Source organism: Collinsella sp. CLA-ER-H10 (assembly GCF_040092475.1).
In the GTDB taxonomy this organism is placed as follows: Bacteria; Actinomycetota; Coriobacteriia; order Coriobacteriales; family Coriobacteriaceae; genus Collinsella.
Genome location: NZ_JBBNLM010000004.1, coordinates 34,084 through 55,591 on the forward strand (window position 1 = coordinate 34,084; position 21,508 = coordinate 55,591).

Annotated in this window: 22 protein-coding genes; 21 read left to right on the plus strand and 1 reads right to left on the minus strand. The window is 61.1% G+C overall.

From position 1 onward, the window contains the following. The first annotated feature begins 15 nt into the window (after positions 1-15). From AAAX36_RS03070 to AAAX36_RS03115, 10 genes are all read left to right on the plus strand, one after another. Positions 16-945 carry a hypothetical protein gene (locus AAAX36_RS03070; protein ID WP_349073933.1) on the plus strand — a complete coding sequence of 310 codons (930 nt, stop codon included), beginning with the start codon at positions 16-18 and terminating at the stop codon, positions 943-945. Positions 946-955: 10 nt separating this feature from the next. Then, positions 956-2,833, plus strand: coding sequence for a TIGR03960 family B12-binding radical SAM protein (locus AAAX36_RS03075; protein WP_349073934.1), 1,878 nt, complete (start codon positions 956-958; stop codon positions 2,831-2,833). Next, a complete protein-coding gene (locus tag AAAX36_RS03080) occupies positions 2,830-3,642 on the plus strand; it encodes a TIGR03936 family radical SAM-associated protein (RefSeq protein WP_349073936.1) in 813 nt (270 codons plus the stop codon). Before AAAX36_RS03075 ends, AAAX36_RS03080 begins: the two co-directional genes overlap by 4 nt. Before the next feature lie 67 nt (positions 3,643-3,709). After that, on the plus strand, positions 3,710-4,084 hold the full coding sequence (gene rplU / locus AAAX36_RS03085; RefSeq protein WP_035138585.1) for a 50S ribosomal protein L21: 375 nt from the start codon (positions 3,710-3,712) through the stop codon (positions 4,082-4,084). A gap of 33 nt (positions 4,085-4,117) precedes the next feature. Then, entirely contained in the window at positions 4,118-4,375 is a 258-nt protein-coding gene (rpmA, locus tag AAAX36_RS03090; protein WP_006236075.1) for a 50S ribosomal protein L27, read from the plus strand. An 85-nt stretch (positions 4,376-4,460) separates the two neighbouring features. Beyond that, the gene (gene obgE, locus AAAX36_RS03095) at positions 4,461-5,927 is read left to right on the plus strand and encodes a GTPase ObgE (protein ID WP_349073937.1); all 1,467 of its coding nucleotides are present in this window, start codon (positions 4,461-4,463) and stop codon (positions 5,925-5,927) included. Between the two features lie 3 nt (positions 5,928-5,930). Then, entirely contained in the window at positions 5,931-6,608 is a 678-nt protein-coding gene (gene nadD / locus AAAX36_RS03100) for a nicotinate-nucleotide adenylyltransferase (protein WP_055285119.1), read from the plus strand. 87 nt (positions 6,609-6,695) lie between these two features. After that, positions 6,696-7,229, plus strand: a complete 534-nt coding sequence (gene yqeK / locus AAAX36_RS03105) for a bis(5'-nucleosyl)-tetraphosphatase (symmetrical) YqeK (protein ID WP_193221482.1) — start codon at positions 6,696-6,698, stop codon at positions 7,227-7,229. Between the two features lie 27 nt (positions 7,230-7,256). Then, positions 7,257-7,712: a ribosome silencing factor gene (rsfS, locus tag AAAX36_RS03110; protein ID WP_195192294.1), complete on the plus strand. Its 456-nt coding sequence runs from the start codon at positions 7,257-7,259 to the stop codon at positions 7,710-7,712. Between the two features lie 228 nt (positions 7,713-7,940). Then, positions 7,941-8,690: a transposase gene (locus AAAX36_RS03115; protein WP_349073938.1), complete on the plus strand. Its 750-nt coding sequence runs from the start codon at positions 7,941-7,943 to the stop codon at positions 8,688-8,690. A 221-nt stretch (positions 8,691-8,911) separates the two neighbouring features. On the opposite strand, the gene dinB is transcribed toward AAAX36_RS03115, so the two are convergent. Further along, positions 8,912-10,126, minus strand: coding sequence for a DNA polymerase IV (gene dinB, locus AAAX36_RS03120; protein WP_349073940.1), 1,215 nt, complete (start codon positions 10,124-10,126; stop codon positions 8,912-8,914). Positions 10,127-10,366: 240 nt separating this feature from the next. Between dinB and rpsP the strand changes: the two genes are divergently transcribed. The 11 genes from rpsP (at position 10,367) to AAAX36_RS03175 (ending at position 21,365) form a co-directional block, all read left to right on the plus strand. After that, positions 10,367-10,708, plus strand: a complete 342-nt coding sequence (rpsP, locus tag AAAX36_RS03125) for a 30S ribosomal protein S16 (protein ID WP_022094749.1) — start codon at positions 10,367-10,369, stop codon at positions 10,706-10,708. A 42-nt stretch (positions 10,709-10,750) separates the two neighbouring features. Then, entirely contained in the window at positions 10,751-10,996 is a 246-nt protein-coding gene (locus AAAX36_RS03130; protein WP_171021534.1) for a KH domain-containing protein, read from the plus strand. Between the two features lie 34 nt (positions 10,997-11,030). Next, positions 11,031-11,522, plus strand: a complete 492-nt coding sequence (gene rimM / locus AAAX36_RS03135; RefSeq protein WP_226812527.1) for a ribosome maturation factor RimM — start codon at positions 11,031-11,033, stop codon at positions 11,520-11,522. A gap of 10 nt (positions 11,523-11,532) precedes the next feature. Continuing rightward, positions 11,533-12,291, plus strand: a complete 759-nt coding sequence (gene trmD, locus AAAX36_RS03140) for a tRNA (guanosine(37)-N1)-methyltransferase TrmD (RefSeq protein WP_349073942.1) — start codon at positions 11,533-11,535, stop codon at positions 12,289-12,291. A 2-nt stretch (positions 12,292-12,293) separates the two neighbouring features. Further along, the gene (lepB, locus tag AAAX36_RS03145; RefSeq protein ID WP_138374987.1) at positions 12,294-12,857 is read left to right on the plus strand and encodes a signal peptidase I; all 564 of its coding nucleotides are present in this window, start codon (positions 12,294-12,296) and stop codon (positions 12,855-12,857) included. A gap of 59 nt (positions 12,858-12,916) precedes the next feature. After that, complete coding sequence (locus AAAX36_RS03150) at positions 12,917-13,828, plus strand: glycine--tRNA ligase subunit alpha (protein ID WP_138374988.1); 912 nt, start codon at positions 12,917-12,919, stop codon at positions 13,826-13,828. A 3-nt stretch (positions 13,829-13,831) separates the two neighbouring features. Further along, positions 13,832-15,928, plus strand: a complete 2,097-nt coding sequence (gene glyS, locus AAAX36_RS03155) for a glycine--tRNA ligase subunit beta (RefSeq protein WP_138374989.1) — start codon at positions 13,832-13,834, stop codon at positions 15,926-15,928. 34 nt (positions 15,929-15,962) lie between these two features. Beyond that, positions 15,963-16,838 (plus strand): pyruvate, water dikinase regulatory protein, encoded by an 876-nt coding sequence (locus tag AAAX36_RS03160; RefSeq protein WP_349073944.1) that lies wholly within the window; start codon positions 15,963-15,965, stop codon positions 16,836-16,838. Positions 16,839-17,181: 343 nt separating this feature from the next. Further along, positions 17,182-19,932 carry a pyruvate, phosphate dikinase gene (gene ppdK / locus AAAX36_RS03165; RefSeq protein ID WP_138374167.1) on the plus strand — a complete coding sequence of 917 codons (2,751 nt, stop codon included), beginning with the start codon at positions 17,182-17,184 and terminating at the stop codon, positions 19,930-19,932. Between the two features lie 209 nt (positions 19,933-20,141). Further along, complete coding sequence (gene rplS, locus AAAX36_RS03170) at positions 20,142-20,483, plus strand: 50S ribosomal protein L19 (protein ID WP_006236098.1); 342 nt, start codon at positions 20,142-20,144, stop codon at positions 20,481-20,483. 93 nt (positions 20,484-20,576) lie between these two features. Continuing rightward, positions 20,577-21,365, plus strand: coding sequence for a ribonuclease HII (locus AAAX36_RS03175; RefSeq protein WP_138374168.1), 789 nt, complete (start codon positions 20,577-20,579; stop codon positions 21,363-21,365). The last annotated feature ends 143 nt before the right edge of the window (positions 21,366-21,508 follow it).

Sequence of the window (21,508 nt, forward strand, 5' to 3'; positions counted from 1 at the left end):
CTGGAGGGGTTTGCTATGAAAATTCCCGTAGATAAGCTGACCCGCGCTTTTAAGATGGGCGCGTCCGTTAAGAAGGATTCCGATACGCCGGTGCGCGTTTCGGTCTATCTGGATTCGTCCGCCTCGCGCTTTCTGGCCGAGACGGTGCGTGACGCCTTTGTGCCGCAGACGACCTCGGGCATTGTGCGCGTCGAGCGTCTGGGGGAGGAGCGAATTGCTCCAAAGACCGATACCGATGTGGTACTGGTGCTCTCGTGTGGTTCCGATCGCTTGGAGAGTGCCGTGCAGGAGCTCGTGATCGCCGGCGCACCCGTGTGCGTGCTTGCCGAGTCTGCTGTGGAGGTGCCGTTTATCGAGGAGTCTACGCCCATGCTCGGCGTGGTAGCGGCAACCGATAAGACGTATCTGCTCGAGACGCTTGCCCGCTGGATTCTCGACCGCACCGACAAGGAAACGGCTTTTTCGGCGAACTTTGCCTTCATGCGCATCGCGGCGGCCAATCGTATCATCACCTCGTGCGCGCTCACCAATATGGCGACCGGTGCACTGGTGTTTTTGCCAGGTGCCGATTATCCCGTTATGGCGCTGGCGCAGGTGGGCATGCTCTTTGAGCTCGCTGCCGTCTTTGGACGCGGCATTAAGCCTGAGCGCGGCTACGAGGTCGCGGGCGTGCTTGCCGGCGGTCTTGTGATCCGCGCGGTCACCCGCGCGCTCGTCAAACAGACGCCGCATATTGGGTTTGCCGTCAAGGCGCTCACTGCTGCCGCGGGCACCTACGGCATGGGCCGTGCGCTTGTTTCGCTCTACGAGCGCGATGTCGACTACAGCCGTGCCAACGAGGTGGTCACTGCCACGTTCTCCCGCGTTCGCGATCTGGTGACCACGGTCGCGGGCGCTACCCGTCCTATGGCGTCCTACCAAGACGCATCCGATCTCGCTGCTTAGGGGTTTTCCGTTGCGCGTTCCGTACCAAGATTGTTTTCATTTAATTGAGCCGTTGCTCGCCAAGGTCGAGAAGCCGAGCCGCTATATCGATCACGAGTGGGGCACGCTTTCCAAGGCCGATGCCGACTACCGTTGCTGCCTGATCTATCCGGATGTGTACGAGGTCGGTCTGCCCAACCAGGGCATCGCCATCCTCTACAACATCCTTAACCAGGCCGAGGGCATCTCCTGCGAGCGCGGCTATGTGCCGTGGCCCGATATGGGCGACGCCATGCGCGAGGCGGGTATTCCGCTGCTATCGCTCGAGGGTGCAGCGCCGGTCGCTTCGTTTGATATCGTCGGTCTGCATGTGCCGCACGAGATGGCGGTGACGAACTTCCTCGAGGCGCTCGACCTCGCTGGCATTCCGCTGTTAGCGGCCGACCGAGGTGAAGACGACCCAATCATCATCGCCGGCGGTCCCTCGGTGTACAACCCCGAGCCGTACGCGGCCTTCTTCGATGCCATCCTCATCGGTGAGGGCGAGGAATCGCTGCTCGAGACCTGCCAGCTGCATCGCCGCCTGCGTGACGAAGGGGTCCCGCGCGCGCAGATTGTCGAGCAGCTTGCATCCATTGCCGGCAACTACGTGCCGTCGCTCTATGAGGTTCGTCACGACGAGCCCTGCTCGCCGCATGGCTACACCGTGCCGCGTGAAGGCAAGGATGCGCCGACCGTGGTCTACAAGCGCGTCGTTGAGGATTTCGGCGCCACGAATCCGCTGTCGCAGTCGTGCGTGCCCTATGCGCAGCTGGTTCACGACCGCCTGTCTATCGAGATCCTGCGCGGCTGCGCCCGCGGCTGTCGTTTTTGTCAGGCCGGCATGACGTATCGCCCGGTGCGCGAGCGCTCGGCCGACCAGATCGTCTCGTCGGTGATTCAGGGTCTGGAAAAGACCGGCTATGACGAGGTGTCGCTGACCTCGCTTTCCACGACCGACCACTCCTGCATTCGCGACGTGCTCGGCAGGCTCAACCGTCGCCTGGAGGATACGGGTATACGCGTGTCTATTCCGTCGCAGCGCCTGGATTCGTTTGGCGTGGATATGGCCGAGTCGGTCGCCGGCGAAAAGAAGGGCGGCCTGACGTTCGCGCCCGAGGCCGGCAGCCAGCGCATGCGCGACATCATTAACAAGAACGTGACCGAGGAGGACCTGGACCGTGCGGCCAAGGCGGCCTTCGAGGCCGGCTGGAACCGCATGAAGCTCTACTTTATGATGGGCCTTCCCGGCGAGCGCGATGAGGACATCGTGGCCACCGCCAATCTGGCCGATCACGTGCTGGAGCTCGGTCGTTCCGTGGTGCCCAAGGCTCGTCGCGGCTCGATCTCGGTGTCCATCTCGGTTTCGGTCTTTATCCCCAAGGCTGCCACGCCGTTCCAGTGGTGCCCGCAGCTCGACTACGACGACGTCAAGCGTCGCCAGAAGTTGCTTATCACGAGCGTTCGCAACCGTGCCGTCCGCGTGCATTACCACGATGCCGAGACCTCGCTCATCGAGGCCGCGCTTTCCCGCGCCGGTCGTGACATGACGCCCGTCATCATCGATGCTTGGCGCTCGGGCTCTCGCTTTGACGCCTGGGTAGAGCATTTCTCGCTCGATAACTGGAAGGAAGCTGCTGCCAAAAACGGCATCGACCTCAATGAGCTCGTGCACCTGCCCTACGAGTTGGACTGGCGCCTGCCGTGGGAGCACGTGAGCCCCGGCTGCACGCGCGGCTTCCTCGAGCGCGAGTACCGTCGCTCGCTCGAGGGCGTCACGACTCCCGACTGTACCCGCACGTCGTGCACCGGCTGCGGGATCTGCCCCACGCTCCACGCCAAGAATGTATTGATGGGTGATCGCGCATGAGTGAGCGCCTGACCGACAACCCCTCGCTCTTTAGGCTTCGTGTTCGCTATGGCAAGCGCGATCGCCTTAAGTACCTGGGCCATCTCGAAGTAATCCATACCATTGAGCGCATCGTGCGCCGTGCGGGACTTCCCTATGCCGTCACGCAGGGCTTCTCTCCGCACATGCGCGTGGGCTTCTCTTCGGCGCTGCCGGTGGGTACGTCGTCGACCTGCGAGTGGTATGACCTGTTTATGACCGAGTTCGTGGCGCTCGACGAGGCGTTTGGGCGCCTGGCTGCGGCGTCTCCGGCCGATCTGGCGCCCATCGAGGCGGCGTACATCGACGCGCGCACGCCGGCGTTGACGGCGCAGCTCACGCGCCTGTCGTATCGCATCGACCTGCACTTGGATCCCGAGGCGCCCGTAAGCGCCGACGAGGTGCGTCGTGCGATCGACACGCTGCGCGCGGGCCACGGCATCGACTACGCGCGCGGCAAAAAGAGCAAGCGCTTGGATTTGGATCACACGCTCGTGGGCTATGAGCTCACGGCGGGGGAGCGCCCGGACCATTTGGTGCTCATGCTCGACACCCATGCCGACAACGAGGGCTCCATGCGTCCGGAAATTTTGCTTTCTGCTGCTGATGTTTTGTTGCAGGGCTTGACCCCGGGCGTGGATGCACCTATTGTTTCCACCGGTATGCAAGACCTCGTGACCATCTGCTCCTACGATGTCGAGCGTCAGAATCAAGCATGCGAGGACGACGAGGGCCGACTCGTCAGCCCCATACCTGTGCGAACTTGTGGATTTGCTCCACATACTCGTTGACGGGGGTATTTTCGCCTGCTACTATATTCGGCTGTTGCACTAACTGATGCATGAAGGGCAAGTAAACATGTACGCAATCGTTAACACGGGCGGCAAGCAGTACAAGGTCGCCACCGACGATGTCATCACCGTCGAGAAGATCGAGGGCAATGAGGGCGACAAGGTCACCCTGCCGGTTATCTTCCTCAACGATGGTAAGAAGATCGTCACCGATCCCGACAAGCTGGCCAAGGCCAAGGTTACCGCTCAGATCGTTGAGCAGTTCAAGGGCGAGAAGCAGCTGGTCTTCAAGTTCCACAAGCGCAAGCGCTATCGTCGTCTGAAGGGTCACCGTCAGCAGCTCACCAAGCTGAAGATCGTGAAGGTTCAGGCTACCTCCCGCGCCAAGAAGGCTGTCAAGGCAGAGGCTGAGGCTGTTGCCGAGGCTCCCGTCGCCGAGTAGATTACACTCGTAACGAAAGAGTAGGTATACACAATGGCACACAAAAAAGGACTCGGTTCCTCCCGTAATGGCCGTGACTCCCGCGGTCAGCGCCTTGGCACGAAGCGCTATGCCGGCCAGACGGTAACCACGGGCACGATTCTCGTCCGTCAGCACGGCACGCACATCCACCCGGGTGAGAACGTTGGCCGTGGTAAGGACGACACGCTGTTCGCGCTGGTCGACGGTACCGTTGAGTTCCACAAGGGTATCAAGCACAGGGTCAGCGTACGCCCGCTCGCGAACGCGTAATTCACCCTTCATAGAGCACATATGTGGGAGGCACTTGAGTTTTAGGATTCAAGGGTCTCCCTCTTTTTTGTAGGAGGCGATTCTGTTGTCACAGTTCACCGATATCAGCCGCATTAACGTGTGCGGCGGCGACGGCGGAGCCGGATGCATGTCGTTTAGGCGTGAGGCATTTGTCCCCAAGGGCGGCCCCGATGGCGGCGACGGCGGTCGTGGCGGCAACGTCGTCATCCAGGCCGATGCTCAGCTGTCTTCGTTGATCGATTACCGCTTTAAGCATCACTTCCGCGCCGAGCGCGGCACGCACGGGCAGGGTGCCCGTCGTAACGGTAAAAGCGGCGAGGACCTGATCCTGAAGGTTCCCATGGGCACCGTGGTGCGCGAGCTCGACCCCGAGACGCAGACCCCGATGTTCGAGATTGCCGACCTGGTGCACGACGGCGAGCGCGTTGTCGTGGCGCCCGGTGGCGCCGGCGGTCTGGGCAATACGCACTTTGTGACGTCGGTGCGCCGCGCGCCCGCGTTCGCTCAGCTGGGCGAGCCGGCCGAGGAGCACTGGATTGAGCTCGAGATGAAGCTCATGGCCGATGCCGCGCTCGTGGGCTTCCCCTCGGTGGGTAAGTCATCGCTCATTGCGCGCATGAGTGCCGCCCGCCCCAAGATTGCCGACTACCCGTTTACCACGCTCGTGCCGAACCTCGGCATGGTGCGTGCCGGCGAATATTCTTACGTCGTTGCTGACGTCCCCGGTCTTATCGAAGGCGCGAGCGAGGGTAAGGGCCTGGGTCACCAGTTCTTGCGCCACATTGAGCGTACGGCTCTGATCATGCACGTCGTCGACATGACGGGTGGTTTTGAGGATCGCGATCCGGTTGAGGACTATCGCATCATCAACCGCGAGCTCGAGCAGTATGGCGCCGAGCTTTCGGAGCGTCCGCAGATCGTCGTTGCCAACAAGTGCGACGCGCCGGGCACGGCCGACAAGATTGCCGACCTTAAGCGTGCGGCGCTCGACGATGGACATATGTTCTTTGCCGTGTCTGCTGTGACGGGCGCCGGCCTCAACACGCTGATGCTTGCCGTGGGCGAGCAGGTGGCTAAGCTGCGCGCCGAGTTGGCTGTCTCCGATGAACCGGTCGTTCTGCGCGACGATGAGTGGGAGCGCCGTCGTCTGCAGCGTGAGAAGCGTTTCCGCATTGTTCAGGAAGAGCCCGGTGCCTTCCGCGTGGTCGGTCGTGCCATCGAGCGCATGGTCATCCAGACCGACTGGGAAAACGAAGAAGCCGTCATTTACCTGCAGCATAAGTTTGCGCGTATGGGTGTTGACGACGCGCTCGAGAAGGCCGGTTGCCGTGCGGGCGACGAGGTCCGCATTTGCCAGCGCGCCTTTGACTTTGAGGGCGCCGAGGACTTCTCGGAGTACGAGGAGCTCGAGGATGCTGGCGAGGACGTTGCCGTTGAAGCCATTGACGTGGCTGATGCTGCGGATGAGGGCGTCGAGGTTGTCGATGCGGCGGATGCCGCGGACGATGCCGAGACCTCGGAGGGCGAGTAAGCCATGTCGCTGCGCGGTGGAATCGGTTTGCCCGAGCTTCCTCTAGAGGACGGGCAGGAGTTTAGGCTCGGCATTATGGGTGGCACCTTTGATCCCATCCATTACGGGCACCTGGTGACCGCCGAGCAGGCGCGCGAGTCGCTCGACTTGGACGCTGTGCTCTTTATGCCGGCGGGCTCTCCTGCCTTTAAGCTTGACAAGCCGGTGACGCCTGCCGAGGACCGTTATGCCATGACGGTCCTCGCCACCGCCGCGAACCCGGCCTTTTTGGCGAGCCGGTTCGAGATCGACCGCCCGGGCGTAACCTATACGGCCGATACGCTTCATGCTCTTCGCGACTTTTACCCGCCGCAGGTAAAGCTCTACTTTATTACGGGCGCCGACGCGATTATCGATATTGTTACCTGGCATGATGCCGAACGAATCGCTGAGCTTGCTACCTTTATTGCGGCGACACGACCGGGCTTTGATATCGATACGGCGCGTGCCCGAATCAAAGAGTCGGGGCTGCCGTTCGACGTGCGCTATATTCAGATTCCGGCGCTGGCGATCAGCTCGACGAACATTCGTAAGCGAGTTGCCCGCGGCATGAGCGTGCGCTACCTTACGAGCGAGTCCGTGCTCGGCTATATTCGCAAACGCAGGCTATATGCCGATTTGGGCCAAGAAGATTTTGAGTGATGGGGGTCTACGTTGTCGGTAGAGGATCAGTTTGAGGGCGATGAGCGCGCGCTGCTCAAGCGCATTCAAGAGCTGCTCGATGTTCGCATGAAGGATAAGCGCAAGCGCTATGTGCATTCGTTGGGTGTTGCCGAGACCGCACTTCATCTGGCCGAGGTCTACGGCGTTGACCGCTTTGATGCCGCTGCCGCCGGCCTGATCCATGACTGGGACAAAGTGCTCTCCGACGACGAGCTGGTCACGCGCGCTCTGCATTACGGCATAAAGATTGCCGGCTCTCCTTCCGCCGCGACGCCGCTTTTGCATGGCCCTGTTGCCGCCTATGAGCTTCCGCAGCTTTTCCCCGAGTTGTCGCCGGCCGTTTTCCAGGCTGTCGACCGTCACACCGTGGGTGCCTGCGACATGACGCCGCTCGATATGGTGGTCTTTGTGGCCGATGCCATCGAGCCCAACCGCCACGGCGACTATGCGCATGCGCTGCGCAAGATGGTGGGGGAGTCGACGCTCGATGAGTTGTTCTTCTCCTGTTTTGCGCAGGGTCTGGTCTATGTGATCCAGTCCGGGCGCTATCTTTATCCCACGGCTATTACGATTTACAACCATTACGCCCAGCTGCGCTAGCTCGGGCTGTCTAGAAAGAGGTATTCCATGGCCGACGAGACCATGACCGACGAGCAGATTCTTGAACGTGTGGAGCACAAGAGCTTCGCCGCCACGTCCGACCGCACTGCCGCCTCGCTGTCCGCGAGCGGTGTCGCCGCCGAGGATGTCGCCCGCGCCGCCGCGCAGGCGGCCTACGACAAGAAGGGCGAGGACGTTCAGGTGCTCGACCTGACCGAGCTTTCCGACGTATGCGACTACTTTGTGCTTGCCACCGGTACCAACAACCGCCAGGTCGATTCTATCGTCGACGAGATCGAGGAGAAGGTCGCCGAGGCTTGCGGCGAGCATCCGTTCTCCATCGAGGGCCGCGAGCAGAAGACCTGGATGCTCATGGACTACGGTTCGGTTGTCGTCCACGTTTTCACTCCCGAAGCCCGCGACTTCTACCGCCTAGAAAAGCTCTGGGGCGACGCCCCCCAGCTCCCCCTCAACCTCCTCTAGAGCTTTGCTTGGGCCAGGGCTTTTTTAGCTACCCTTATCCGTTTGCCGGGCAGTTGCACCATTTGCAGCTGCCCGGCTTTCTTTTGCCCAAAAGTAGCTAATTTGGGACGGGGCTTTTTTAGCTACCACCTACCGTTCGCCGAACAACACGATTTGTCGCACCCAGTACGTTTTTTTTCTGCTCTGGCTCGGGTAACGTAATTCTTATCTGTAGAGGAGGGAATGCGTATGACTCGGACTGCGCGAGAAATCTCTGAATATGGCTTTTACCATGTCGTTCAAAAGGGGTGTGGTGGTCAGCTGATATTTGAGGATGAGGATGATCGACTCTATTTGATTCGGCTGATTGCTTCGAAATGCCAGAAGTTCAAAGTTGATGTCATCGCGTGGTGCCTTATGGATAACCATATTCATCTTCTGCTTGACGATGAGCATGCTCATCTGAGTGATTGCATGCATTCGATTACGACGGCGTATGCCATGTATTTCAATTCTAAGACAGGCAGAAAGGGTCCACTCTTCCAGGATCGATTTAAGAGCGTGCCGATTCTTGATGATGATCAGCTGCTCAACTGCGTTCGTTACATTCACGATAACCCTGCGAAAGCCAGAATTGACACTGCTTCGCTCTATCGCTGGAGCAGCTTTAGCGAGTATATGGGCTATCCGGGTATTTGTAAGACTGATTGCGTGCTCGAGTTGCTCGGGAATTCCCAGAGGTTTTTTGCATTTAGCACCTCGGGCGAGCCCAATGGCTATTGCTTCCGTTATGGCGCTCACGTGAGTGATGCTGACGCGCTTGAGTTTGCGCAGGCGTTGCTCAAACCTTACGAGCCTCACCATCTCAAAGCTCTGCCAAAGGGCGTGCGTGATGACTGTATCCGCAAGCTCAAAAGCGAGGGCTTTTCGATCAAGCAGATCGTGCGCCTCACGGGCATCGGCCACTGCACGATTCAAAAAGTCAAAGTTGAAAAGTAGCTCATTTCAGGCGGGGTAATTTTGCTACGGCCACCAAACCGGGCATCCGGGGTAGTCAATTTGGGACGGGGCTATTTTAGCTACCCTTTGGCTGACGGTGAATGAATTAGGCCGAATGAATCTCAACCGATATATAGGGGTAGCTAAAATAGCCCCGTCCCAAATTGACTACCCATGCCGTGTCGGACGGAAGGCAGCAACCCCCCCCCGTCCAAAAAAGACTAGTTATTGAAGCGGGATTGGCGGCCGAAGGAAAGGGCGGTGTCGCCGAATTTGTCTCGGACGGCGTCGATGGCGACGGAGAGGTCGCGGCGGTCGCTGGATTGGGCTCCGCGGTCATCGATCTCGCAGAACAGGTCAGTCTGGATGCCGCCTTGGTGGTCGAAGTCGCTCATGCCGATGCCCGCTAAGCGAACATGCATGCCATCCTGCCAGATGTTGTCGAGCAGTTCGAGTGCAACCGCCACGAAGATGTTCTCATCGTCGGTCGGATGAGGCAGCCGGCGCTGTGCCGTACGCCCGCTGCCATACGAATACTTAAGCTTGAGCGTTACCGTGGCACCCGTCAGCCCCTGACGGCGCAGGCGGCGTCCCACTGACTCTCCCAACAGCGCAATCGCCGCCTCAATATCCCCACGCTCAGTCAAATCTTTCGCAAAGGTGCGTTCATTGCTGACCGACTTGACCTCGCGCTCTTCATCGAGACTCGTGACTTCAGAGATTTCGAGTCCCAGCGCACGCTGGCGCATGCGTTCGCCGTTGACGCCAAAAATAGAGGACAAGGTGGATTCCGGTGCACGTGATAGCTCGCCGAGGGTGTAGATGCGCATGCGGCGCAGTCGCTCCTCGGCCGAGCGCCCGATGCCGCTCATGGCAGATACCGGCAGCGCGGCCAAAAAGCGCTGCTCGGTTCCGGGGCGCACGATGGTCAGCCCAAACGGCTTATCCCGCTCGCTTGCGATCTTTGCGACCGTCTTGTTGCAGCCCACGCCAATGGAGCAGGTCACTCCCAGCCCTGCCACGCGGTCGCTTATACGCCGCGCAACCAGCAGCGGGTCTTCGGGCGCAAAGCGACCCGATGTGATATCGATAAAGGCTTCGTCGATGGATACGCGCTCAACGCGCGGGGTCTCGTCGGCGAGAATCGCCATGACCTGCGCGCTGACCTCGCGGTAGCGATCAAAATGCCCATGCGTCCAAATGGCTTGCGGGCACAAGCGCCGCGCCTCGGCCGAGGCCATGGCAGAGTGCACGCCAAAGCGACGTGCCTCATACGAACACGTGGACACGACGCCACGCGAATCGGCGTCTCCGCCCACGATGAGCGGCTTTCCGCGCCATTCGGGATGATCGAGCATCTCCACGCTCGCAAAAAACGCATCAAGGTCCATCAGGCCCACCGCCGGACCCGTCCAGGGCGGCGGCGTGACGCCCATGGCATCCTCATAACCGTATGTATGTTCGCGTCTTTCCATGTCATGAGTATACCGCGCAGCTCATGTGGGGTGCGTGGATGTGCTTGCAAATCCCGAATTCTTGTCTAAGATATGGATTTGCCCTCGACTACACCGAAGAAGTTGGTCTCACGGACTTCACCTGCCCGCGTCGATGGCGTATTATGTTCAACTGTTTGTTTGTAGTTGCAGCCTAAAGCTGCTTGGTTGGAGGAGTTTCCTTTGGCAGTCAAGATTCGCCTTGCTCGTCACGGCGCTAAGAAGCGTCCGTACTACCGTGTCGTCGTCGCCGATTCCCGCGCCCCGCGTGACGGTCGTATCATCGAGGAGGTTGGCCGCTACAACCCGATGACCGCCCCCAAGACCATCAACCTCGACCTCGAGAAGATCGCCGACTGGCAGTCCAAGGGCGCTCAGCTCACCGACGCCGTCGCCGCTCTGGTCAAGGCCGCCAACGAGGGCGAGAAGACCGAGACCGTCGTCAAGAAGTCCAAGAAGCAGCTCGCCAAAGAGGCCGAGGCCGCTAAGGCTGCCGCTGAGGCCGCTGAGGGCGCCGAGGAGTAAATCGTGCCTGAGGTTGACGCTGCACAGCTCGAGGGTGAGGCAATGCTCTCAGATCGCATCGCCGATCTCGTCGAATATCTCGTTGTTCAGATCGTCGACGACCCGGATTCCGTGAGCCTTGAGGTCATCGATGGCGACGACGCCTCCACGATTGAGGTCTCGGTTGCCGAGGATGACGTTGCTAAGGTCATCGGCCGTCGTGGCCGTACCATCAAGGCCATTCGCACGCTCGCCCGTGCACTGGCCGCTCGCCTCGACACTGCTGTCGAGGTAGAGGTTCTGGGCTAGGACCTTGAGGTCCCAGTACAAAAACATCGCCCGTGTGGTCAAGCCGCACGGAAGGAAGGGGGAGGTCCTCGCGCAGCCGCTGCGGGGGCTTCCTTCTGTATTGGAGCCGGGTATGCGTGTCGCCTTGACGCCGCCGGCGCTCAAGCGCGACCGTTTTTGCACGGTCGTGTCCGTCACCGATACGGGCGATGGCGATCTGGTCTCGTTTGAGGGCATAGACGACTTGACGGCCGCCGAGGGCATCACCGGATGCTATGTGCTGGCTAATCGTGACGACTTCGAGCTCGATTCGCTCGACGCCGCCTATACCGACCTCATGGGTCGCGAGGTGGTCGACGAGCGCTTTGGTTCGCTCGGCACGATTGTCGAGATCATGTCGACGCCCGCCAACGATGTTTGGGTTGTCGAGGGCGATCGGTACGGCGAGGTGCTGATTCCCGTAATCGAGCAGGTTGTGCTCGATCTTCCCGACACAGGAACAATTTCCGTCCACGTTATGGACGGCTTGATCGATATGGACAAGTAGGGAGGACAGCATGCTGATTGAGACCCTTTCGGTCTTTCCGGAGATGTTTGAGCCCGTCATGTCCACGTCGATTTTGGGCCGCGCCCGCAAGGCCGGCCTTTTTGATTTTAAGGCGTATAACCTGCGCGACTGGACGCACGACCGCCATCGCACCGTCGATGACGAGCCGTATGGCGGTGGGCAGGGCATGCTCATGAAGGTCGAGCCCATTGCCGAGGCAATTGAGGCCATCAGCTCCGAGGGTCCCAGGCCCACCGTGGTGTTCTTCACCCCCTGCGGCGAGCCCTTTACGCAGCATGTGGCCGAGCGCCTGCTCAAAAGCGAGCGCCTGCTGTTTGTGTGCAGCCGTTACGAGGGCGTCGATGAGCGTGCATATGCGTATGCCGATGAGCGTCTGTCGATCGGCGACTACGTGCTCACGGGCGGCGAGCTGCCCGCTATGGTCGTAGCCGATGCCGTCGTACGGCTCATTCCCGGAGCCTTGGGCGACGAGATGAGCAACGTGGACGAGTCCTTCTCGACCGCCGAGGACGGTGGCCTGCTCGAGTACGCGCAGTACACCCGCCCCGCCGAGTTTAATGGCGAGGGCGTGCCTCCAGTGCTCGTAAGCGGCGATCACGCCAAGGTCGATGCCTGGCGTCGTAAGAACGCCATCGAGCGCACCTGCCGCTGGCGTCCCGATCTGATCGAGACAGCGCGGCTCACGCCCGAGGAGCGCGCTTACGCGCAGGAGATTTTGGACGCTTCGTATTCGCAGAGCGAGGAGTGAGAATGGTTCCTACGCAACATTCCGCGTTGAGGGGTGCTTTTGAGTGGATCGCGGTCATCGCGATCGCACTGGTCGCCACCTTCTTGATTCGCTCGTTTGTGGTCGAGCCCTTTGTGGTGCCCACCGGCTCTATGGAGGACACAATCGAGATTGGCGACCAGATCCTGGCGCAAAAGGTGAGCCTCGAGCTCGGTCAGCCCGTCAAGCAGGGCGATATCGTGGTGTTTCACAACCCCGATGGCACCTCCGAGCATGATGTTCTTGTCAAGCGCGTTATTGCCACGGCCGGCCAGACGGTCGACCTGCAGGATGGCAAGGTGGTCGTTGACGGCCAAGCGCTCGACGAGGACTATACGACGGGCATGAGCTGGCCACTTTCGGTCCAAGCGCCCGGCGCTCAGGTAAGCTATCCCTACACCGTTCCCGACGGGTGCGTGTGGGTGATGGGCGACAACCGCGAAAACTCTGCCGACTCACGCTACTTTGGTCCCGTCGATCGCTCTGATTTGATCGCTGTGGCGCTTGTGCGCTACTGGCCGCTCAACCGCATCGGCGCTATCGACTAAAAACCGCTATAGTACAGTACCTAACCGTGTAATCGTTTCGACGAGGGGATATTAGAGGCATGAACGCTTCATCGCTTTCCTTCCAAGACATCATCCTGCGCCTCCAGCAGTACTGGGGCGAGCAGGGCTGCGTCATTATGCAGCCCTATGACTCCGAGGTCGGTGCCGGTACCTTCCATACCGCGACCACGCTGCGCTCGCTCGGTCCCGCCGAGTGGCGCACCTGCTATGCGCAGCCCTGCCGCCGTCCCGCCGACGGCCGCTACGGCGAGAACCCCAACCGCATGCAGCACTACTATCAGTTCCAGGTGCTCATCAAGCCGTCGCCGGTCAACGCCCAGGAGCTCTACCTAGGTTCGCTGGCCGCCATTGGCCTGGATCCCAACGACCATGACGTCCGCTTTGTCGAGGACGACTGGGAGAGCCCGACGCTCGGCGCCTGGGGCCTTGGCTGGGAGGTCTGGCTCAACGGCATGGAGGTCACGCAGTTTACGTACTTCCAGCAGGTGGGCGGCATCGAGGTCGATCCCGTGCCCGTCGAGATCACCTATGGCCTGGAGCGCATTGCCATGTACGCTCAGGGCGTCAACTCCGTCTACGACCTGGTGTGGAGCTACCTGCCCGACGGAACGCCCATGACCTATGGCGACGTGTTCCTCGAGAACGAGCGCGAGTTCAGTGCCTATAACTTTGAGGTCGCCAACGTCGAGATGATGCGTCAGAAGTTTGACGACTACGAGGCCGAGTGCCACTCCTGCCTGGAGCGCAAGCTGCCGCTGCCGGCATATGACTGCGTCATGAAGTGCAGCCACGCCTTCAACCTGCTCGATGCCCGTGGCGCCCTGTCCGCGGTCGAGCGCGCTAACTACATCCTGCGCGTCCGCGCCGTCGCTAAGGCGTGCTGCGAGGCCTATATGGCCGAGGTCGCCGAAGTCAACGAGAATGCCGATCAGGAAGGCGAGGTGGCGTAAGCCATGGCAGACGCTAAGGATTTCCTGTTTGAGATCGGTACGGAGGAGATGCCCTCCGCGCCGCTGAACAATGCCGTCAAGCAGCTTGGCACCATGATCGCCAAGGGTCTCGACGAGGCCGGTCTGGCCCACGGCGAGGTCCGCGTGATCTCGAGCCCGCGTCGCCTGGCTGCGCTCGTGGCTAACGTCGCCACCGCGACCGATGAGGTTCACGAGGTCAAGCGTGGCCCCGCGGCCAACATTGCCTTCGACGCTGACGGTAACGCCACCAAGGCCGCCCAGGGCTTTGCCCGCAAGTGCGGTGTGGCTGCCGAGGACCTGGTCCGTCGCGAGGACACCGACGGTCGCGAGTATGTGTTCGCCGAGAAGAATATTCCCTCCGCACCGGCTACGCCGATTCTGACTGCTCTGTGCGAGAAGACCATCGCCGGCCTGCAGTGGCCCAACTACCGCAGCCAGCGCTGGGGCCACGAGCACGCGACGTTCGTGCGTCCGGTCCGTTGGATCTGCTGCCTTCTGGGCGAGGATGTTGTGCCCGTGTCGTTTGCCGACGTGACGAGTGGCAACACCACGCGCGGTCATCGCGTACTTGGCCCTGGTGACCATGTGGTTGCCAGCCCCGCCGTTTACGAGCAGGTGCTCGAGGACGCCGGCGTGCTTTCTGCCGAGCGCCGTCGTGAGGCCATCCTCGCCGGTATCGCCGAGGTCGAGGCCGCCCGTCCCGGCTGCCATGTCGATACGCCCAAGAAGGTCTTCGAGGAGGTTATTAACCTCTGCGAGTGGCCGACGGTGCTCGTCGGTACCTTCGATGAGGAGTTCCTCAAGGTCCCGCACGAGATTATCTGCGAGTCCATGCTCACCAACCAGCGCTACTTCCCGATCTATGACGGCGAGGGCAAGCTCACGCGTGAGTTCGTGGTCGTTTCCAACAGCAAGCCCGAGAATGCCGAGCGCGTGATTGACGGCAACGAGCGCGTCGTGCGCGCCCGTCTGGACGACGCCAAGTTCTTCTACGAGGAGGACCTGAAGATCTCCCTCGACGAGTTCCGCGAGCGTCTGGCCAAGGTCGCCTTCCAGGAGAAGCTCGGTAGCGTGCTCGCCAAGTCCGAGCGCATTGAGCAACTCGCGCTTGCCATCGCTCGCGAGGCCCATCTGGGCGCCCACCTGGCCGCCGACGCTGCTCGCGCCGCGCACCTGTGCAAGGCCGACCTGGTGTCTAACGCCGTCGTCGAGTTCACGAGCCAGCAGGGCGTGATGGGCGGTTACTACGCCATCGCGATGGGGGAGAACGACGAGGTCGCTCATGCTATTCGCGATCACTATCGTCCTCGCTTTGCCGGTGACGAGCTGCCCGAGGGCACCGCTGGCTGCATCGTGGCCTGTGCCGACAAGCTCGATACCATCGCCGGTATCTTTGCCATCGGCGAGCCCCCGACCGGCTCTTCGGACCCCTACGCGCTGCGTCGTGCCGCTATCGGCATCATCAACATCCTGCGCGACCGCCTGCCGATCGACCCCACGTCGCTCATCGACTTCGCCCTCGAGCTCTATAGCGAGCAGGGCATTGAGTTCGACGCCGCCGAGGTCGCCCAGCAGGTTCGTGACTTCTTCCATGGCCGCCTGGTGAGCATGGCCCGCGACGAAAAGATCCCGGCCGATACCGTTGCCGCCGTCTCCGCGGTGCACATCATCGCTCCGTCCGTCTTCTTCGCCCGCTGCGCCGCCCTCGACGAGGCCCGCAAGAACGACGCCGAGACGTTCGACAACCTTGCGACCGCCTATGCTCGCGCCGCGCATATCTCCAAGCCCGAGCTGGGCGTGGAGTACGACCGCAGACTGATGGGCGAGGTCGAGCTTGCGCTCGCCGACGCCTCCGAGGCTGCTCAGACCGCTGTCGATGCCGCCCTTGCTACCGAGGATTATCCGGCCGCATTTGCTGCCCTCGCCGCCCTGCGCGCGCCCATCGACCGTTTCTTCGACGAGGTCATGGTCATGGACAAGGACGAGCAGCTCCGCGATAATCGCCTTAAGCTGCTCAACCGCTTCGAGGCCGTTTTCTCCGGCATCGCCAACATCGGTGAGCTTGCTCGTAAAAAGTAAGCCAGCCTGCGCGTAAGCGCAAAAGGAGCCCCGCATGGATTGCCCGGTCACCGCTCGTCCCACCGTTATCGTTATCTCCGACTCGCTCGGTGATACCGCTTGTGAGGTGGTGCTTGCGGCGTCCGGGCAATTTGATGAAGGGGCTTTTCGTTTGTTGCGCCTGCCCAAGGTGACCTCGGTGGAGCAGGTGGAGTCGTTTGTGGGCCCGCGCGTCGATGCCGACCATCGCGATATTGCCGTGTTTCACACCATTGTCGATCCGGCGCTTCGCGCCCGCGTGCTCGATTACCTGGGCATGCTGCATATCCGTTCGGTCGACCTGATCGGTCCGACGCTCGCCGTGCTATCGTCGCTCATCGGTGTGCCGCCCAAAGGCGTCGCGGGCGTGATTCACAGGACCGATGACCGCTATTTCCATCGTATCGAGGCCATGGAATATTTCGTTGAGCACGATGACGGGCGCGGTTGCGACGATTTGTCGGGTGCCGATATCGTGCTGCTGGGCGTATCGCGCACGTCCAAGACGCCGCTGTCGATGTATCTGGCTTATCAGGGCTACAAGGTTGCCAATGTTCCGTTGGCCCATGGCATGGAGCCGCCGAAGTCGATTTACGAGGTCGACCCGATGCGCCTGTTCGGCCTGATTTCGACCGTCGATGTGATTTCCGAAATTCGCGATAGCCGCTTGGGCGATGACTACGCTCGTGCCGTTGCCGGCTCCTATGCCGAGCCCGAGAGCGTGCGCAGCGAGCTTGAGGAAGCTCGTGCCCTCATGAAACGCCTAGGCTGCTTTGTGGTGCGTACCGACGGCAAGGCCATCGAGGAGAGCGCCTCCGAGATCATCGCTCACCTCGAAGAGATTCAAGAGGCAAGAGCCCGCCGTGCCGCCCGCCGCGCCCAACAAAAGTAGCTAATTTGGGACGGGGCTTTTTTAGCTACCCCGGCTGAGGTCGCGAGCTCTTTGGCCGATTGCCTGCGGGGGCAGCTAAAAAAGCCCCGTCCCAAATTAGCTACTTATGATAAAGCGATTTAGCAGTATTTCTTGCATCTGACCTGCAATTTCCTTTGGTGGTACCTTCATAAGGTAACCACCTTTACCTACCGTTTACCGCCAGTTTTAGCACGTTTACCAAACCGCGCACCCTCTGCTCAAGCCTGCCCAAAACCCGCCGTATAGTTCCCTCACGGCCCGCATTCGGCGGGTCGATTCGTTACCACGGTCGTGCGCGAGAGCGCATGGAAGGGGAAGTGTCGTGAGCGATTGCAAGAGGGTTTACCGTTTTGGAACCGACGCCCAGGGCACCTGTGTCACCGAGGGCGACAAGTCCATGAACTTCGCGCTTGGCGGCAAAGGCGCTAACCTTGCCGAGATGAGCCGTATCGGCCTGCCGGTTCCCGGTGGCTTTACTATTACCTGCCAGACTTGCGTCGAGTACTCCGGTGCCGGCAACGTGTGGCCCGAGGGTGCACTCGATGAGATCGTTGCTGCCGAGGCGGACCTCGAGGCCCGCTGCGGCAAGAAGCTCGGCGACGCCTCCGATCCGCTGCTCGTGTCGGTTCGTTCGGGCGCTCCGTTCTCCATGCCCGGCATGATGGACACGGTCCTCAACTTAGGCCTCAACGACGACTCCGTTCAGGGGCTCATCGCCCAGACGCAAAATCCGCGTTTTGCTTGGGATAGCTACCGCCGCTTTATTCAGATGTTCTCCAACGTCGTTATGGGCGTTGACGCCGACCTGTTCGAGAACGCGCTGACCCAGGCACGCCTGGTCGCCGGCGTCCGCGTCGACTCCGAGCTTTCGGCCGAGGATCTGCAGGAGCTCGTCGAGACCTTTAAGGGCATCTTCTCCGAGAACGTCGATGCCTCCCTGTATCCCGAGCTCGAGGTCGCTGACGGCAAGCCCGTTTTCCCGCACGACCCGGAGCTTCAGCTACGCCTTGCAATTCAGGCCGTCTTTGGCAGCTGGATGAACGAGCGTGCCTGCATCTACCGCAAGCAGCATGGCATTTCCGACGAACTCGGCACCGCCGTCAACGTACAGGCCATGGCCTTTGGCAACAAGGGCGAGACATCTGCGACCGGCGTTGCCTTCACGCGCAATCCGGCCGACGGCACCAAGGAGTTCTACGGTGATTTTTTGGTTAATGCCCAAGGCGAGGACGTCGTCGCCGGTATCCGCAACACCGAGCCCATCGCCGACCTCAAGGCCACCCCGGGCCTCGAGTCCGCAGGCAAGGAGCTCGAGCGCGTCTTCCTGACGCTCGAGGATCACTATCGCGACATGTGCGACATTGAGTTCACCATCGAGCAGGGCAAGCTCTGGATGCTCCAGACCCGCGTGGGCAAGCGAACTGCCACCGCCGCCCTGCGCATCGCCATCGAGATGGTCGAGGAGGGTCTGATCACCCGCGATGAGGCTGTGAGCCGCATCGATCCCGCGCAGCTCGACCAGCTCCTGCACCCACAGTTCGACGCCTCCAAGAAGTACGAGGCTCTCGCCAGCGGTCTTAATGCCAGCCCCGGTGCCGCCGTGGGCGAGGTCATGTTCTCGAGCGACGACGCCGTCGCGCGCGCCAACGAGGGCCACAAGGTCATTCTGGTTCGTTGGGAGACCAACCCCGACGACCTGAAGGGCATGGTCGCCGCCGAGGGCATTCTGACCAGCCACGGTGGCAAGACGAGCCATGCCGCCGTTATTGCCCGCGGCATGGGTACGCCCTGCGTCTGCGGCGTTGAGCGCTTCCATATCGACGCCGCCGAGAAGGTCGTGCGCATCGAGGGCAGCGACCGCGTGCTGCATGAGGGCGATGTCATCTCCATCGACGGCACCCAGGGTATCGTCGTCGACGGCGCCGTTGATCTGGTTTCGGCCGAGCTCACCGGCGACCTGGACACCATCCTGTCCTGGGCCGACGAGATTCGCCTGGACGAGACCGGCGGCCACGCCAACCATGTGCGCGTCAACGCCGACAACCCCGAGGATGCCGCGCTCGCGCTCGAGTTTGGCGCCGAGGCCATCGGCCTGTGCCGCACCGAGCACATGTTCCTGGGCGACCGCAAGAACATCATCCAGAGCTTCATCCTCTCCGATGATGAGGCCGTGAAGCAGCAGGCCCTGGCGGACCTGCTTAAGGTTCAGACCGAGGACTTCCTGGCGATGTTCAAGACCATGTCCGGTCGCGACGTAGTTGTTCGCCTGCTCGATCCGCCGCTTCATGAGTTCCTGGATAATCCTCGCGAGCTCGAGGTCGCCATCACCAAGAAGGAAGCCGCTGGCGCCAGCGAGGAAGAGCTTGCCGTCCTGCGTGCCCGCCTGCGCCGTATCGATGGCATGGTCGAGTCGAACCCCATGCTCGGCCTGCGCGGCGTGCGCCTGTCCGTTGTCTTTAGCGATCTGCCACTCATGCAGGTTCGCGCCGTCGCCACGGCTGCCGCTCGCCTCATCAAGGAGGGCGTCGATCCGCGTCCCGAGATCATGGTTCCGCTCGTCTCCATCACGGCGGAGCATGTCCAGACCCGCGAGGTCATCGAGCGCGTGATCGCCGAGGTTTCCGTCGAGGAGGGCGTCGAGCTCAATATTCCCGTGGGCACGATGCTCGAGCTGCCGCGTGCCTGCATGGTTGCCGACGAGATCGCCCATCATGCTGACTTCTTCTGCTTTGGCACCAATGACCTCACCCAGACGACCTTCGGCTTCTCTCGTGACGATGCCGAGGCCAAGTTCATCCCGCTGTACATGCACAAGAAGATCTTGAAGGACAACCCCTTCGAGACCATCGACTCGGCGGTGCTGGAGCTCGTGCGCATGGCCGTCGAGAAGGGTCGCGCCACCAACCCCGACATGCACTTTGGCGTGTGCGGCGAGCACGGCGGCGACCCCAAATCCATTAAGGGCCTGTTCAACGTGGCCGATGTGGACTACGTGTCCTGCTCGCCCTATCGCGTGCCCCTCGCGCGCCTGGCGGCCGCTCAGGCCAAGCTCGAGGCGAAGCGCTCCGCCTAACGTTTTGGGTTTAGACGCCTAGCGTAGCCCCCTTCATGCCGCCCGTCTCATTCGCGAGGCGGGCGGTTATCATGTGCGGGTTTTGTCTTTTTGTCTGCGTAAAAAATTGTTCTTGCAGCAGAAACCCGCGCGTGTATACTCGAATACGTTTGTTCAACTACGTGCCGGCCAAGGTGGTACGGCACCTCTAGAAGAGTAAGGAATTGCACATGGATTACATCCGCGCAATCGAGCGTCAGCAGATCCGCGAGGACATTCCTCAGGTTCGCGTCGCCGACAACGTCAAGGTTCACTACCGCATTAAGGAAGGCGACCGCGAGCGCATCCAGGTCTTCCAGGGCGACGTCATCCGCATGGCCGGCGCCGGTGCCCGCGAGACCTTCACTGTCCGCAAGATGTCCTTCGGTGTCGGTGTTGAGCGTACCTTCCCGCTTCACAGCCCCAAGATCGCCAAGCTCGAGGTCGTTCGTCATGGTCGCGTCCGTCGCGCCAAACTGTACTACCTCCGCGACAAGGTGGGCAAGGCTGCTCGCATCCCCGAGAAGCGCTAAGAAGATCGCAGCGTCTGTCCACTCGTTTGGACGTAAGGGTCACCTTCGGGTGGCCCTTCTTTTTATCTGATTTGCATGCAAGGAGGGCCTGGTATGGCCAATATGACGAGCTCGGTTTCGGCATCGCAGGTTGCCGGCGAGCTGGCGAGTGCCACGTTCGAGGAGATTCCCGCCCTCGTGGAGCATTATCGCGAGGATCCGCGCCAGCAGGTGATCAAGGCTTGCGAACGCGCCCTCAAGCGCCATGCCAAGGAGCTTGCCGAGCGCGAGCGCGTCAACGGCATGTACGAGCTTATGCATGAGCTCGGCGGTGATGGCGTGGTCGTGGGCGTCGACGAGGTGGGCCGTGGCTCGGTAGCGGGGCCCTTGACCGTGTGTGCCGTGTGCCTTCCGATGGAGCCGCGCATCTGGGGCATCAACGATTCCAAAAAGCTCACGCCGGCGCGCCGCGAGCTGCTCTCGGTTAAGATTGCCGAGGTGGCGACTGCTATCGGCTTTTGCCATATCGCTCCTGCAGATATCGATGAGATGGGTATGGCCCGCGCCATCCGCGCTGCCGTTGCGGGTGCGGTGGCCGATACGGGACTTGAACCCGACTGCGTCCTCATGGATGGCAACCCCTTGGGCGCCGTTCCCAATGAGCGCGACGTGGTGAAGGGCGATGCCAAGATCGCCTGTATCGCCGCGGCATCCATCATGGCAAAGGTCACGCGTGACGAGATGATGGTCGAGTACGACGCCGAGTACCCCGAGTACCATCTGGCCGAATCGAAGGGCTATGCGAGCCCCGAGCACATCGAGGCCATTCGAAAACATGGACTTTGTCCACTGCATCGTGTGAGCTTTTGCGGAAACTTTCTGCAGACTGAGCGCCTTTTCTAGGTCAATTGTGGAGACAGGGACCTCTAGGGTTTTATAAACCTGCTGGTAGCGGGCCGTATGCAACAGCATTGCTGCGTACGGCCCTTTTTTTGACGGCATTTGGTCAGCTTTTGGTTTGCTTCCTGTACTTACCCGCATGAAAG

Coding starts and splice junctions, on each gene's coding strand:
- AAAX36_RS03130 (WP_171021534.1), top strand. CDS start 10,751: ATGCTCTCAGATCGCATCGCCGATCTCGTCGAATATCTCGTTGTTCAG.
- nadD (WP_055285119.1), top strand. CDS start 5,931: ATGTCGCTGCGCGGTGGAATCGGTTTGCCCGAGCTTCCTCTAGAGGAC.
- lepB (WP_138374987.1), top strand. CDS start 12,294: ATGGTTCCTACGCAACATTCCGCGTTGAGGGGTGCTTTTGAGTGGATC.
- rplU (WP_035138585.1), top strand. CDS start 3,710: ATGTACGCAATCGTTAACACGGGCGGCAAGCAGTACAAGGTCGCCACC.
- AAAX36_RS03160 (WP_349073944.1), top strand. CDS start 15,963: ATGGATTGCCCGGTCACCGCTCGTCCCACCGTTATCGTTATCTCCGAC.
- yqeK (WP_193221482.1), top strand. CDS start 6,696: ATGAAGGATAAGCGCAAGCGCTATGTGCATTCGTTGGGTGTTGCCGAG.
- AAAX36_RS03175 (WP_138374168.1), top strand. CDS start 20,577: ATGGCCAATATGACGAGCTCGGTTTCGGCATCGCAGGTTGCCGGCGAG.
- AAAX36_RS03115 (WP_349073938.1), top strand. CDS start 7,941: ATGACTCGGACTGCGCGAGAAATCTCTGAATATGGCTTTTACCATGTC.
- AAAX36_RS03070 (WP_349073933.1), top strand. CDS start 16: ATGAAAATTCCCGTAGATAAGCTGACCCGCGCTTTTAAGATGGGCGCG.
- trmD (WP_349073942.1), top strand. CDS start 11,533: ATGCTGATTGAGACCCTTTCGGTCTTTCCGGAGATGTTTGAGCCCGTC.
- glyS (WP_138374989.1), top strand. CDS start 13,832: ATGGCAGACGCTAAGGATTTCCTGTTTGAGATCGGTACGGAGGAGATG.
- rplS (WP_006236098.1), top strand. CDS start 20,142: ATGGATTACATCCGCGCAATCGAGCGTCAGCAGATCCGCGAGGACATT.
- AAAX36_RS03150 (WP_138374988.1), top strand. CDS start 12,917: ATGAACGCTTCATCGCTTTCCTTCCAAGACATCATCCTGCGCCTCCAG.
- rpmA (WP_006236075.1), top strand. CDS start 4,118: ATGGCACACAAAAAAGGACTCGGTTCCTCCCGTAATGGCCGTGACTCC.
- AAAX36_RS03080 (WP_349073936.1), top strand. CDS start 2,830: ATGAGTGAGCGCCTGACCGACAACCCCTCGCTCTTTAGGCTTCGTGTT.
- rsfS (WP_195192294.1), top strand. CDS start 7,257: ATGGCCGACGAGACCATGACCGACGAGCAGATTCTTGAACGTGTGGAG.
- dinB (WP_349073940.1), bottom strand. CDS start 10,126: ATGGGCGTCACGCCGCCGCCCTGGACGGGTCCGGCGGTGGGCCTGATG.